The 12,807-nt window shown below is 69.2% G+C and carries 11 protein-coding genes and 1 pseudogene; 9 read left to right on the top strand and 3 right to left on the bottom strand.

Annotated elements, in window-relative coordinates:
* The first annotated feature begins 227 nt into the window (after positions 1-227).
* The 8 genes and pseudogenes from AB0C35_RS32450 (at position 228) to AB0C35_RS32485 (ending at position 7,535) form a co-directional block, all read left to right on the top strand.
* Positions 228-1,376, top strand: a complete 1,149-nt coding sequence (locus AB0C35_RS32450) for a serine hydrolase domain-containing protein (RefSeq protein ID WP_358464360.1) — start codon at positions 228-230, stop codon at positions 1,374-1,376.
* A gap of 258 nt (positions 1,377-1,634) precedes the next feature.
* Entirely contained in the window at positions 1,635-2,672 is a 1,038-nt protein-coding gene (locus AB0C35_RS32455; protein ID WP_358464363.1) for an ROK family protein, read from the top strand.
* A gap of 378 nt (positions 2,673-3,050) precedes the next feature.
* Complete coding sequence (locus tag AB0C35_RS32460; RefSeq protein ID WP_358464366.1) at positions 3,051-3,557, top strand: VOC family protein; 507 nt, start codon at positions 3,051-3,053, stop codon at positions 3,555-3,557.
* A 9-nt stretch (positions 3,558-3,566) separates the two neighbouring features.
* Entirely contained in the window at positions 3,567-3,905 is a 339-nt protein-coding gene (locus tag AB0C35_RS32465; protein ID WP_358464369.1) for a hypothetical protein, read from the top strand.
* Positions 3,906-4,254: 349 nt separating this feature from the next.
* A complete protein-coding gene (locus AB0C35_RS32470; RefSeq protein WP_358464371.1) occupies positions 4,255-5,334 on the top strand; it encodes a DUF3500 domain-containing protein in 1,080 nt (359 codons plus the stop codon).
* Positions 5,335-5,412: 78 nt separating this feature from the next.
* Positions 5,413-5,550 (top strand): annotated as a pseudogene (locus tag AB0C35_RS32475) (ADP-ribosylation/crystallin J1); the annotation flags it as partial.
* An 879-nt stretch (positions 5,551-6,429) separates the two neighbouring features.
* Positions 6,430-6,690: a HEAT repeat domain-containing protein gene (locus AB0C35_RS32480; RefSeq protein WP_358464680.1), complete on the top strand. Its 261-nt coding sequence runs from the start codon at positions 6,430-6,432 to the stop codon at positions 6,688-6,690.
* 224 nt (positions 6,691-6,914) lie between these two features.
* Positions 6,915-7,535, top strand: coding sequence for a hypothetical protein (locus AB0C35_RS32485; protein WP_358464374.1), 621 nt, complete (start codon positions 6,915-6,917; stop codon positions 7,533-7,535).
* A gap of 90 nt (positions 7,536-7,625) precedes the next feature.
* On the opposite strand, the gene AB0C35_RS32490 is transcribed toward AB0C35_RS32485, so the two are convergent.
* The 3 genes from AB0C35_RS32490 to AB0C35_RS32500 form a co-directional block, all read right to left on the bottom strand.
* The gene (locus AB0C35_RS32490; RefSeq protein WP_358464377.1) at positions 7,626-9,674 is read right to left on the bottom strand and encodes a helicase-associated domain-containing protein; all 2,049 of its coding nucleotides are present in this window, start codon (positions 9,672-9,674) and stop codon (positions 7,626-7,628) included.
* Positions 9,675-9,917: 243 nt separating this feature from the next.
* A complete protein-coding gene (locus tag AB0C35_RS32495) occupies positions 9,918-10,934 on the bottom strand; it encodes a hypothetical protein (RefSeq protein ID WP_358464380.1) in 1,017 nt (338 codons plus the stop codon).
* Between the two features lie 3 nt (positions 10,935-10,937).
* A complete protein-coding gene (locus tag AB0C35_RS32500; RefSeq protein WP_358464383.1) occupies positions 10,938-11,513 on the bottom strand; it encodes a helix-turn-helix transcriptional regulator in 576 nt (191 codons plus the stop codon).
* A 158-nt stretch (positions 11,514-11,671) separates the two neighbouring features.
* Between AB0C35_RS32500 and AB0C35_RS32505 the strand changes: the two genes are divergently transcribed.
* Positions 11,672-12,622 (top strand): hypothetical protein, encoded by a 951-nt coding sequence (locus tag AB0C35_RS32505; protein WP_358464386.1) that lies wholly within the window; start codon positions 11,672-11,674, stop codon positions 12,620-12,622.
* Positions 12,623-12,807 lie beyond the last annotated feature (185 nt).

Consider the following 12,807-nt stretch of genomic DNA (forward strand, 5'->3'; position numbering starts at 1 on the left):
CGGGAGTGCCTTGTTTGCGAGGCGCTCCCGGCGACACCTACGTCCATCGCCCGACCGTGACGGGAAGGGGGAGCGCCCACAGCGTCGGGCGTGGGTTCCGGTCGCTCGCGGGCAGTTGGGGATTCGCGAGACTTCGCTTCACGGTTCGCTTCCCCCTGAGGGTGAGGGCATGGATGGCTCATGTGATGGATGTGCGGTCGGTGTGCCGAAACCTATCGTGACCGTTCATGATCACAACGAACTCGACGCTTCGGCGTGCGGCGACGGTGGTTCTGGCCTTGGCGGTGGCGGCCACGGCCACCCCGGCGGCGGCCGACCCGGCGGAGGCGGCCGGCCATGATCGGCTGCGGCCGGTGGTGGAGCGGCTCACCGGGCCGGACGGGGCTCCCGGGGCGCTCGCGGAGGCCAACGACCGGGACGGCCGTCTTGTGGCCACCAGTGGCGTCGCCGACATCCGGACGGGCGCACCGGTGCATCCCCGGAGCCGCTTCCGGATCGGCAGCGTGACCAAGCCGTTCACCGCCACCGTGGTGCTCCAGCTCGTCGGCGAGGGGCGGATCGAGCTGGACGCTCCGGTGGAGCGATACCTGCCCGAGGTGGTGCGCGGCGCCGGCAACGACGGGCGTGAGATCACCGTCCGCCAGCTGCTCCAGCACACCAGCGGGCTGCCGGACGTCCTGGACCACCTGTCCCCGATGGAGGTCCTCGACGACCCGCTCCGGCATTGGGAGGCGCGGGAACTGGTGGACATCGCCCTGCCGCACCCCCGTGAGTTCGACCCGGGCGAGGAATGGGGCTACTCCAACACCAACTACCTGCTCGCCGGAATGATCATCGAGAGTGTGACCGGACGCTCCTACCGCAAGGAGATCCATCGGCGCGTGATCGTTCCGCTCGGGCTGCATGACACGTTCGTGCCGGGCGACGCGCCCGGCATCCCCGGGCCGCACCCACGAGGATACGTCCGGCCCGAGTCCGAGCTGGTGGACATCACGCGCCTCAACCCGACCGTCGCCGGAGCCGCGGGGGGCATGATCTCCAGCGCCTCCGACCTCAACCGCTTCCTGGCGGCGCTGCTGCGCGGACGCCTGCTGAAACCGGCGCAACTGCGGGAGATGCTGGACGGCCGCCTCACGGGGAGGGCATCAGGGTCCAAGTACGGCCTGGGGCTGCAGTGGCTTCCCGCCAAGGACTCCCCCACCTGCGGTGACGGGTTCTGGGGGCATGACGGTGACATGCTCGGCTTCAGCGTCCGCGCGGGTGCCACCATGGACGGCAGGCAGGCCACCGTCATGGTCAACCTCAACCCGGGTGGCGGCCCCGCCCTGGATGACGCCATGGCGGAGGCCCTTCCCACGGCCCTGTGCGGCGACTGACCCGTGATCTGTTCCCCATGCTCGTGGATGGGCCCGCTGCGAAGATGAATTTGTTCGTCAAGTCCCTCGCCGGTGCGGCGGCGCTGCCGGGACCTCCTCGTGGCCGCAGAGGCGGCCACGAGGGGAGTTTCTCTTCTGCCGATAAGGTGCGCACGGGTTCATGACGAGCGAGGGGACGGACGCGGCCTTGCTGTCATGGTGCGGCGTCTCCATGCTGAGAATGGTCCGGTGCCGACGCCTTCGTGGACAGGAGCGGACATGGAAGCCAGCCCTTGCTACATCGTGGGCCTCGACAATGGCGGAACGACCAACAACGCGACCGTCCTGGACGCTGAGGGCCGGTTCCTGGTATCGGGGCTGATGGAGTCCGCCAGTTGTGTTCGCGAGGGGCCGGAGTCGGCGCTGCGGGCGCTAAGCGCGATCCTGGACGAGGTGCTGAAGGTCACCGGGGTGAGCAGGTCGTCTGTGATCGGCGTGGGACTTGACACGCCGGGTCCGGCGGGCGCCGAGGGAATCATCTCGGCGAAGGGCTCAACGAACTTCGGCCATGCGGACTGGGCCGGGTACGACATCCGAACTGGGCTGGAAGAGCGGATCGGGTTGCCGGTCGTCTACAGCAACGACGCCAACGCTGCGGCCTTGTACGCCCATCATGCGTACTTCGGTGCCGAGGCGATGGAGCGCTCTTCGGTCTCGGCGATCGTCGGGACGGGGCTGGGCGGCGGAGTGGTCGAATCAGGCCAGGTCGTCCGGGGCGCGTCCGGTATGGCCGGTGAGCTGGGGCACATCCGCATTCCTCTTGATGGAATCATTGAGGACGGGCAGCCTCTGCCGATGTGCAACTGCGGGAACTCGGGGGATGTGGAGAGCATCGCCTCGCTGACCGCTCTGGAACGGAATCTGCTGCCGCCCTGGCTACGCCGTTTTCCCGGCCACCCGCTGTCGGACGTGCCGCTGCCGGAAGCCGCCAAGCTGCTGCGTTCGTACGCCGAACGCGACGACCCCATGGCACTGGCGATCTTCGAACAGCAGGCGAAGGCGCTGGCCAGGCTCTTCACGATCGCGGCGGATTTCACTGATCCGCACGCCTACTTCCTGGGCGGTGGCGTCGTGGAGGCGAACCCCCGATTCCGGAACTGGCTGCTGTCTCTAGTACGCCGACACACCGGGCTGCGCGTCGAGCAGGAGCGGAAGGCGATCTTCGCTCTCGTTCCGGATCTGGACATGGCGGGCGCCCGCGGGGCGGCGATCGCGGCCCAGGAGGCACTTCGCTCGAAGATCCGGGGCCCGGCATAACGAGCGAGCCCTACCCCCTCGGTGAACCGAACCCTGCACCGTCCCACTGAACGCCTTCGCGGTAGCAGGCGAAGGTCGACAGGTCGACGGTGCGGCTCGGTCAGGACCGACCGGTTGAGCGCCAAGAACGTTCGGATCGCGGCGTGGAAGTCTTCGGGTAAGGGTCACCGACATAGCCGTCGGCGATGAAGCAGCAGGGCGCACCGCCAAGTATCGGCACGGGGATGGGTTCGCTCTGATACCAGCCCAGGTCGGTGTCTTGACGACCGGACCAAGGCCGGGGATCTGCATGCCGTCAGAGTACGTGGCTACCGGCTATCCGGTGACGCGGGGAAAGCCCGGCGCTCGTGGCGATCAGTGGAGCGTGGCGCCCATTCGGTGAGGACGTGGCGTACCGTTCGAAGGCTTCAAGTATCTTCAAAATCCGCAGAAAGGCGGCCGATGGGATTCATTAAGCGCTTCGACCACGTCGGTATCACCGTTGCCGACCTCGACACCGTGACGGCGTTCTTCGTCAGCCTCGGCATGGAGGCCGATCAGAAGATGGCCGTGGAAGGCGAGTTCCTGGACACGGTGATCGGCATGACCGGCTCTGCCACCGAAATCGTCATGCTGCGACCACCTGGCGGCGGAACGACGTTGGAGCTTTCGAGCTTCGTCCGTCCGGACCACCTCCCGGGTTCACCGGCCGCACCGGCCAACGAACTGGGCCTGCGCAACGTCGCGTTCGAGGTACAGGACCTGCAGGCCGCCGTCGACCATGCCGCAGCCGACGGCTACGGCCTGGTAGGAGGCATCGGCGAATACGAGGGCCTGTGGCGGATGGCCTACGTCCGTGGGCCTGAAGGAATCATCGTGTCGCTGGCCGAGCGCATCCACGAGTAAGGAGACATCGTGTACACGACGGTGACCGACGAACAGATTCAGGCTCTGGCCTCGACCGCGAAACCGTACAGCCTGGCGCTCCTTCAGTGGACCCCGGAGCGAACCATGAACGGCGCGGATGCAATAGAGCTCGAGCATCAGCGACGCATGGTGTCACTTCGTGCCGATGGGGTGATCGCCATCCTCTGCCCGGTCGTCTCCGACACTGTGGCAGGCGTCGCAATCATGACCGTGCCGGCTGAGGAAGCCGCTGAGATCATGGCCGCAGACCCTTGCGTGCAAGCCGGGATGATGCGCTGCGATGTACATCCCTGCCACGGCTTCCCCGGAGATGCCCTCCCCACCTGAACGATCCGGTTAGGTCGAAGTGCACTTCCCCGGGGGAGCTCGGCTTGCATCGTCCGCTCAGCCGCGATCGAGCGCTCGTGCCGTTGAGCGGATGGGTGGTGGTACGGCGGTTCGCGCACCTTCACCGTGGTTGGCAGCAACGTCCAAGCCAGCGCCTTTTGCTCATGGCCTTCGGCTTCGCCCGGGGCGGCCCAACTCACCAGTCCTTGAAGTCAGCTGCCGAAAATGACCTAATGGCGACGATGTTCGAGCATTTGCGACCGCTGTACACACTCACTTCCCGGACGATGCCGAGCGCTGGACAGGGCTGTGGGGGTTTGTGCAGGCGTCGAGACCGAGGATGGACACAGTGAATGAACTGCCGCTGACTGCTCCCGAGACCGCGAGCGCGATGGCCGGCGCTGCAGCCGACTTCCTTGCGGCGCTGACCGAAGTACAGCGGGACAAGGTCGGTTTCGACTTCGCCGATGAGGCTCAGCGGCGCGACTGGTCGTTCCTGCCCGCCAGGCAACGCGACGGCCTGCCGCTCGGCGCGCTCGACGAGGCGCAACGCAAGCTGGCGCACGAGTTGATCGTGGCCGGTACCAGCATGCCCGGCTACGCCAAGGTCGTCTCGGTGATCGCCATGGAGCATGTGCTCCACGCGCTGGCCGCGGTGCAACGCCCGGCGAGCGCGGACCTGTTCGACCCGGGACGGTACTGCTTCAAGGTGTTCGGCCGCCCCGGCGACACCGGCGCGTGGGGGTGGCAGCTCGCCGGGCACCACGTGTCGCTCAACTTCACCGTGGTGGACGGACGTTATGTGTCTCCCACCCCGTCCTTGCTCGGCTCGCAGCCGGCGACCTTCGGCACACTCGCCCCGCTCACCGATGACGAGGAAGCCGGCTACCGGTTCGTCAACTCCCTCGACCCTGACCAACGCGCCTCCGCGATCATCCACCATCGACCGCCGCCGGATCTGGCGACCCGCATCACACCCAAGATCGGTCACCTTGAGCGGCCGGATCCGGTGTTCGCGCCAGAACCCGACTACGTGCTCGACGAGGCCGAGCGCGACATCCTCAGCTACGTGCGCGACGCTCCCAAAGGGCTGCCCGGAAACGCGCTGCGCGAGCACCAGCTCAGCGCCCTGTTCGCCATCGTCGAAGCGTTCGCCGGGCGGCTGCCATCGGACGTGGCGGCAGCGCAGCTCCGCAATATTGAGCACGCCGGCCTGCAGAACCTGGTATTCGCCTGGGCCGGCGGTACATCACCCGGAGACCGGCACTACTTTCGAATCCAAGGACCGGTCCTGCTGATCGAACACGACAATTCTCAAAACAATGGCGCCCACATCCACTCGGTCTGGCGCAACCCCGCCGACGACTTCGGCGACGACGTTTTGGCCGAGCACTACCGCCAGCACCACACGACCCAGCAGGACCACTAACCAACGTCCATCCCAGCGATCCGACTCTGCGAACATCCTCTACTGCCGCCGATTGTGCATTCGCGCCGGTGATCGAATGTTGACGCGGACTTCGCGCGCCGTTATCCGGTGCGGCAGGCGGGCGGGCGGACGATCCTGGAGCTGTGGGTTCCGGCCGAGGAGTTGGAGGAGTTCAACGCTCATCTGGCCGGTCCGATCCGTGTTGTCCGCGAGTTCCACGCTCCCGGTTACGGCCAGTTGGCGAAGCAGGTCGTCCAAGCGGCCGCCGGCCGGGGACGTCCGGACGAGGTCGCGGCGATGCTGGCGGTCGCCGGCGCAAAGACCTGGGTGGGACTCGATCGGGCGCTGCGCACGCCCGCGGCGATCTACGGCGGAGGGGCGCCCACGACGCTGGGCGGGGCGGCGGATGAACGGCTTGCGCGGCTGGTGGAGGCTTGCTCGCGGGACGGGCGTCGACGGGAGTCGGCGGTCGCAGTCCCGGTGACGGGTGCCGATGAGTGGTTGCTGCCCGTTCTGGTGCTGCGGACTGCCGACTGGGTGCCGCAGGTGCGTGAGCGTGCGCGCCGGTCGTTGGCGGCCGCGTTGCGGTCGGCGAGTCCTTCGGGCTTGTTGGCCGCTGCGAGTGTGGCCGTGGAGATCGGATCGTGGACGCGCGGCGGCCATGCGCTGGACGCTGTCGCCGGGACGCTGGGGGCGGGTCCGGATGGGCTGCTCGCGTCGGCGCGCAGGCATCCCGATATAGGGGTGCGGCGGCTGGCGTACCGGTTGTGGCTGGCATCAAGCCGTGCCCGGCACGAGGGGGTCATGCGTGCCGCCTTGGCGGAGCGTGATGGCGTCTGCCGGCTCCGCTGTGCGGAGTGGCTGGTGTCCGGCGCCGTCCGCGACCGGCGCGTCGATGTGCTGGAGCGGTTGTTGGCGCAGGGAGGCGCGAGGGTCGGGGTCGAGGCGCTCACCGCGCTGGTGAAGCTCGGCCGCCCGGACGCCGGTGTGGCTCATCTGGCGGATCGGTCGGCGATGATGCGCGCCACCGCACAGTGGGCCGCCCGCCGCGCCGGCCGCCGTCCGGCCGCGATCTACCGCGATGCCCTGGCGATGATGCCGCCGTCAGGCCGGGTCCGTGCGCTGGTCGCCGGGCTCGGCGAATGCGGCACGGGTCAGGACGTGGATGTGCTGCTGCCGTTTCTGGAGCACCCGAGTCCCCGGGTGCGGGCCGAAGCGGTACGAGCCGTCCGCCGCCTGGACGGCTCCATCACCCAGCTCGCCGGCATGCTCGCCGATCCCGCTCCGGTGGTCGTCCGTGCCGTCAAGCAGGCACTGCGTCACGAGACCTACGCGGTACCGGCCGCGCGGTTGTGAGCCCTGCTGGCGGCCGATTCGCCGCCGCATGTCCGGCTGGGGGCTCACCTCCGGGCTCCGGGTCTGCGGCGGCTCGGTGGTGGTCTGTGAACACCTTGTCGCCGTCTGCGGCCGGCCGGGGGCTTTGCGGCGGCCCTCAGTGCTGGTCGGCTGGTTGGGCTGGCGCATACCGGGTACGGCTTGCCTGAAATATTGGACTATCACCTGGTCAGGAGGGGATTCTCATGACTGGGACAATGCGAGCGCCTCGCAGCCGCGGCATGCTCAGCGGGCTGCTGCTGGTGCTCCTCGCACTCTGGGGCGGGCTCATTCCGTTCATCGGCCCCTACTTCGACTTCGGCTTCGGTTCGAGCGAGTCGTGGGTCTACAGCAACGACCGTCTGGTGCTGTCCATCCTCCCGGCGATCGCCGTCGGCCTCGGCGGGCTGATCCTGATGGCCACGGCGAACCGGCCGGTGGCGCAGTTCGGCGGCTGGCTGGCCGCCCTCGGCGGCCTCTGGTTCGTCGTCGGCACCACGATCGCCGCGCTCTGGAACATGGGCGTGGGGACGCCGCTCGGCGGTGAGGGCCGCCAGGTCGCCGAACGGCTGTCGTTCTTCGAGGGCCTCGGCGCCGCCATGGTCCTGCTGGCAGGGCTGGCGCTGGGGCGGTTCCTGGTGATCGGCGTCCGCGAGGCACGGCGGGCGGACAGGGAACGCCGTCCCGTCGATGATCGCGCGGATGACCGCCCGGAGGCGACCGCGGTCCCGGCGCAGCGGACCAGGCGGGGCCCCTTCCACCTCGGACGGCAGAAGGTGGGCACCTCGGCGGGGAAGGAGCGGCACACCACGCGTCCGCGGGGCTGAGAACGCCCGCGGCCGTCGGCCCGTCCGCTGACAGCAGAAGGCGACTGGTCACGTTCCGTCACCGGTCGGCTGAGGTGGTGCTGTGCGGAATCAGCCGTCCGCTGCTTCGACGGACAGGATGCGGGAGTAGTGAAAGTTCCTCTCCTCCGGGCGTCCCGCCTCTGCGCTGCGCATCTCGCAGATCGCCTTGAGCAGCTTCTTCTTGTTCATCCGCACCATCTCGTAGGGCGGGCCGATGACCCGGACGGTCTCCACGCCGTTCTGGTCGACGTAGGTGATCCGGACCCGCTCGTCCTCCGCGACGGCTCGGGCGAGCAGCCGGATCTCGTCGGACCTGAGCTCGCGGGCCTCGCGTGTGACGACGCGCAGCGCTCGTTCCAGCTCCGAACGTGGGCCGGACGGACGTGGAGGACGCGGACCGGACGGACGTGGAGGGCGCGGAGCCGCCGGCCGCTTTCGGGCAGGGGCGCGTGACGGGACGTGCGGGTCCTTGCGCAGCCGTTCGGCGAGCGCGTCGAAGTCGGGCGGCGGATCGTCGGAGGCCGGCGGGGGAAGCGGCCCGGGAGCGGGGTCTTCGGCCGCCGCGTACCCGGCGGCGCGCAGCGCCGTGAGCACGCTCTCGCGCGGGCCCGTGGCGATGAGGACGCCGGGTGAGAGCAGCCGCGCGCCGAGGCCCCGGAGTGCCGGGTGCCGGACGGCGCGCGCGAGCAGTCCGGTGTCGGCGCAGTGGAAGACGCAGGTTGCCGGTACTTCCCGCAGGGACGGCGGGACGTGGCCGTCCGCCGCCTTCGCGATCTTGCGTCGCAGCAGCGGCGGGAGCGGGGCGGTGCTGATCGCGGCGAGGGCCGCTGTCATGTCGGCGGCGCTCAGGCCCGCTTCAACGGCACGCCGGAGGCTCTGGTCGCTGATCTTCCAGACCGGCCCGATCAGGCTGTCGGCGACCGCATCGAGTTCTTTCGCCAGGGGCCTGGACGGAGTGCCCCGGACGGTCACCATGAGGTCAGCGGCGATCGTCGCACGATCGGAGAACGCTGGCAGGACCCGGGACGCTTCTCGCGCCAGGCCGCCATGGTCACCGGCGGCGAGGAGCGCGCCGAACGAGGACAGTGCCCCGTGCGCGACCAGGCCGAGCAGCAGGGCCTCTTGTAGCGGAGCGCTGTGCGGCGGACGGCTGGTGGGGTGATCACAGGCCAGTGGTCGATGCCAGTCGAGCACTCTGCCGAGATCCTCGGGCGCATGCACACCCCGCCCTTCGGGCACCCCCTGCAGGACCGTCACGAGTTCGTGCCGCACCTGGACGCAGCCGTCACAGTCGGCTTTCGCGCCCAGGGCGTAGAGCTGCTTGCCATCGTTGGAACGGGCACGCGTCGGTGCGGACGGCAGCGTCCACCACGCGAACAGCAGCCGAGCGGCCTGTTCGCCCGGAGGTAAGAACGTGAACGCGTCACCGCCCGGCGACAGTCCGATGTGCGTCCCGTCGTTGACGAGCAGCCCGGCGCGCTGAGCACATGCCAACGCCAGCCGCGCGGAGGCCTCGCCGCAACGGGCGGCCAGCGTCACCCGTTGGAGCGCTCTCGGCTTCACCCCGGCCACCCTGAAGGCCTGCAAGGGCCGCCTCCGGCACTCGGCGAGCATCGCCGCCGCGTGCCCGGTGAACTCACCGAGCCGCGCTGCGGCGGTCAGCTCCACCCGTTCCGGACCGATCGGGACGGTCGGCGGCCCGGGCGGTAACGGGTCGAACGGCCCCGGCCATGCCGCGTCGCCTCGCGCAGGCCACCTTTCACACAGCGTCTCGGCGACGTGCAGCACCCCGCCGGGGCCGGGCCACACGAGCGCATGCCGCTCCAATGTCGTCAACGCCTCGTCCACCGCGGCGTCGGGCCCGTCCAGCAGCACTGTGATCCTTGACCTGGTCGCGTCCTGCCCGAGCGTCGCGGCCGCCTCCGCGACCTGGACGCAGGGCCGCGTCAACCGCCTGAGTGCCCGCTCCACCGACTGTCTCTGCTGGAGCCGCTCGGCGAGCTCGTCCCACCCGCCCGGTTCGGTCGGGCCGCAGACGTCGGACCGAGCCGCCAGCACCTCCGCCAGCGCACCCTTTTCGAGCGTGGCCAGCCAGGTCAGCAGAGGCGTTTCTGTCATGCCCGTTCTCCCTCCGCGGACCACCGGACTCGGGCAGCGAACGAGCACCATCCAAGCGCCGGCCACCCGGGCTCCGCCGCGAATCTGAGAAATGCGATCTCCTATTCTGTTCTAGGAGAACCGCATCTCCGGGAACCCTTCGCCCATCGCCGTCAAAGGCGGTCGTCCGGGATGCGGAGGAAGCGTCGGTGCCGGTCCCGTCGCACTTATGCGGGGCTGTCGGTGGACGGCGCCAGCGTCGTCTCATGGGATTCCGGTCGGCGTTTCCGATGCCGGCCCACCGTTGCGGACGAGATCGCGGTAGAGGGTGAGGGCGGGCTTGGGGTGGTAGGTGTCGGTGACGAGCCCCAGTGTTCCGGTTGGTTGGGTGGACGCACTGTCGGCGTCCCGGAGGCTGAACAATTCGTAATGGGTGATGTTCAGGGGTTCGCGGAGGGCGAGAACGGTATTGATCATGTCGGACAGGGAGTCGCACTGCGCCTGATCGGTGCGCGGTTGCCCGCTCGGGGTACCGTTCTCCGCGATGTGGATCGGCGTGCCGGACGGAATGCGGGCCCGTGGTAGCGAGTGCTCTCGCAGGTGGCGCAGAGCGTGGACGGTGAGGGAGGCGGCGTCTCCCGGCGTACCGCGCGGGGCGACGGGTGAGAAGGCGTCGGGATACAGGCCCAGGCCGACGTAGTCGACGTGGTCGGCGAAATCCCGCTGTGGCACGGCGGACAGGTATTGCCAGAACTCGTCGTCGCCTCCCAGCCATTCCGGTGGTTCGGCGACGGAGAAGCCGACCTGCACTTCGCGCAGGCCGCGGCGGTCCAGCGCGGCGCGTGCGTACGGTATGCCGAGGGTCAGGGCTTCGAGAACTCCGGGGGCGCTTCCGTCGATGAGCGGGATGGGGAAGTTGGGTTCGAGCGTCACTTGCAGATACCGCGTCAGGTGGCCGTAGCGGTCGATGACGGTGTCGAGGAAGGCCAGCCATCCGGGGAGATCGGCGGCCTGGGGGATGTAGCTCACCACGAGGTCCAGTTCACGGCCTGCCCGGACGTACCACTCGTCGGGCATCGTGAGGTGAGCGAGTTCGTCGCCGGCTCCGAGCGAGGTGACGACGTCCGGCGGTGTCGCGTCGCCGAAGAAGTGCACGTACTCGCGGATGACGAAGGCGTTGCCGCCGGCGAGGTCGTCCACGAGATCACCGATCGCGGCGGGGTCGGGCGGGTGCGAGCAGACCGTGGCCGCCCGGCCGCCCGGATAGATGCCGAACTTCATGGTTCAGCCCTCCTTCGCCCGGCCGGACCGACTGCCCGGCCAGTCGATGTCGTGTGAGCGGATCCGCGACGCCAGCGTCCTGATCCAGGTGGTCTCGGCGGTCACGATGGTGCGCCAGTAGGCGGCTTCGAGCATGTGCACCTCGGCCACACCCTCGGGGCGTTCCGCTCGCCGCAGGGCGGCCAGGTCCTGGTCGAGTCGGTCTGCGCGGGCGTCCAGGATGGACGCCGCGTGATCGGCCGGGAGAGCCCCCGCGTAGGCGACGGCCATGATGAAGTCCACGGAGGCGACCTGGCCGTCGCGCAGTCCCGCTTCGACCTTCCGTCGAAAATCGGCCATGCCCGCTTCGGTCAGCTCATACGCCGTGCGCGGCGGACGGTTGCGGACCTGTTCGGGCAGGCGGGAGGCGACGAGGCCCGCCCTCTCCAGCGCCTTCAGCAGCGAGGTGACGGTGCTGCGCGTGACCGGCGGTTGCCCGTATCGCTCGCGCAGGCGCGCGGTGAGTTCGTAGGCGTGCGACGGCTGCTCGACCAGAAGCCCGAGCAGCGGCAGCACCAGGCTGTTCCGTGACGCGTCCAAGGGCACGCGCCAACATATAGACGTATACGTCTAATGACAACCGGAACCTTATGCCGAAGCCAGGCCGCCGACCGGCGACTCCGACTCGCCGGCTCAACGCACTCCCCCGGCACGTCCGGATGGTGCCCGGTCGTGGCGCGCTCGGATACCGTCACCGCGTGATCGAGGAACTGGTGGCACGGGTGGAATCCGGCGATGACGCGGTCGTCGATGAACTGGCCGACCGGGCGGCGGCGGATCCGGCGGCGCTGGCTCCGTACCTGTTGCGGCTGTTGGACGCGGGAGCGTTCTGGCGCTTGGGGGTGCTGTACCGGGGCGCGGACGAGGATTTCCAGCGTGAGGTGGTGGCCCGAATCGAATCGGGTACGGGTCACAGGTCGTACATGCTGCCGTACCTGCTGGCGCAGACGCGCGGTCCCGTCGTCGAGGAGGCGTTCCGCCGCTGGATGCGGTCACCGCCGCCCGGGCCGGACTTCGACCCTTACCGGCGGGGCGTGGCGGCGCTGATTCGCGATGGCGGCTGGGAACTGTCGGCGGACGGCGTCCGGGAGCTCTGCGGCACCGGCGCCTACCGTCTGGTGCCGGGGGCGGCCGGCGATCGCGCCGACGGTACGTGCCCCTGGTGCGGGAGTCCGCTGTGGACCGCTCTGGACGTGGACACCGCCGATCCAAGGGTCGGTGACGCGCTGGCGCATACCGGTTGGCGCGGCAGGCTGCGGGTCGTCACCTGCCACTTCTGCTCCTGCTACGGCACCACCTTTACCGAGGTCACCGCCGGCGGGGACGCGAACTGGTCCGCGCGCAACGTCCGCCCCGAATACCTCCCTGGTGGAAGGCCCGAGGAGCCGCCGTCGACCAGGTTCGCACCAGGGGACCGGCAGGCCACGCCTTACCTTTCCAGCGCCTGGGAAAGGGGAGGGTCCACCCTTGGCGGATGCCCGGACTGGATCCAGGACCCTGCCTATCCCGATTGCCCGGGCTGCGGAAAGGCCATGGACTACGTCGGTCTGGTCGGCGGCGCGGATCTGCACGAATACGGCGAGGGCGCCTACTACCTGTTCCTGCACACGCCATGCGGGCTGGCCGCCGTGGAGTATCAGCAGAGCTGAGCAGGGACATGTCGGCGACCACCGCCCACGCCGAGAACCCGAAGAAAGATCTGGGATGTGTGTCGGATTGGGGCGGAGCTGTTCGTAGCAGGGTGAGAGGCCGTTCAGGCGGATGCGCCAGGCCGCTGTTCGACGGCGAGGCCATGGCGTACGTCGAATCGCGAGCCGTCCCGAAGGGCATAACG

Origin of the sequence: Spirillospora sp. NPDC048819, assembly GCF_040650055.1 — a bacterium.
Lineage (GTDB): Bacteria > Actinomycetota > Actinomycetes > Streptosporangiales > Streptosporangiaceae > Spirillospora.

Excerpts from the sequence above, each read along its gene's own strand:
- AB0C35_RS32450 (WP_358464360.1), top strand. The coding sequence starts at position 228 with ATGATCACAACGAACTCGACGCTTCGGCGTGCGGCGACGGTGGTTCTG.
- AB0C35_RS32455 (WP_358464363.1), top strand. The coding sequence starts at position 1,635 with ATGGAAGCCAGCCCTTGCTACATCGTGGGCCTCGACAATGGCGGAACG.
- AB0C35_RS32480 (WP_358464680.1), top strand. The coding sequence starts at position 6,430 with ATGCCGCCGTCAGGCCGGGTCCGTGCGCTGGTCGCCGGGCTCGGCGAA.
- AB0C35_RS32485 (WP_358464374.1), top strand. The coding sequence starts at position 6,915 with ATGACTGGGACAATGCGAGCGCCTCGCAGCCGCGGCATGCTCAGCGGG.
- AB0C35_RS32490 (WP_358464377.1), bottom strand. The coding sequence starts at position 9,674 with ATGACAGAAACGCCTCTGCTGACCTGGCTGGCCACGCTCGAAAAGGGT.
- AB0C35_RS32495 (WP_358464380.1), bottom strand. The coding sequence starts at position 10,934 with ATGAAGTTCGGCATCTATCCGGGCGGCCGGGCGGCCACGGTCTGCTCG.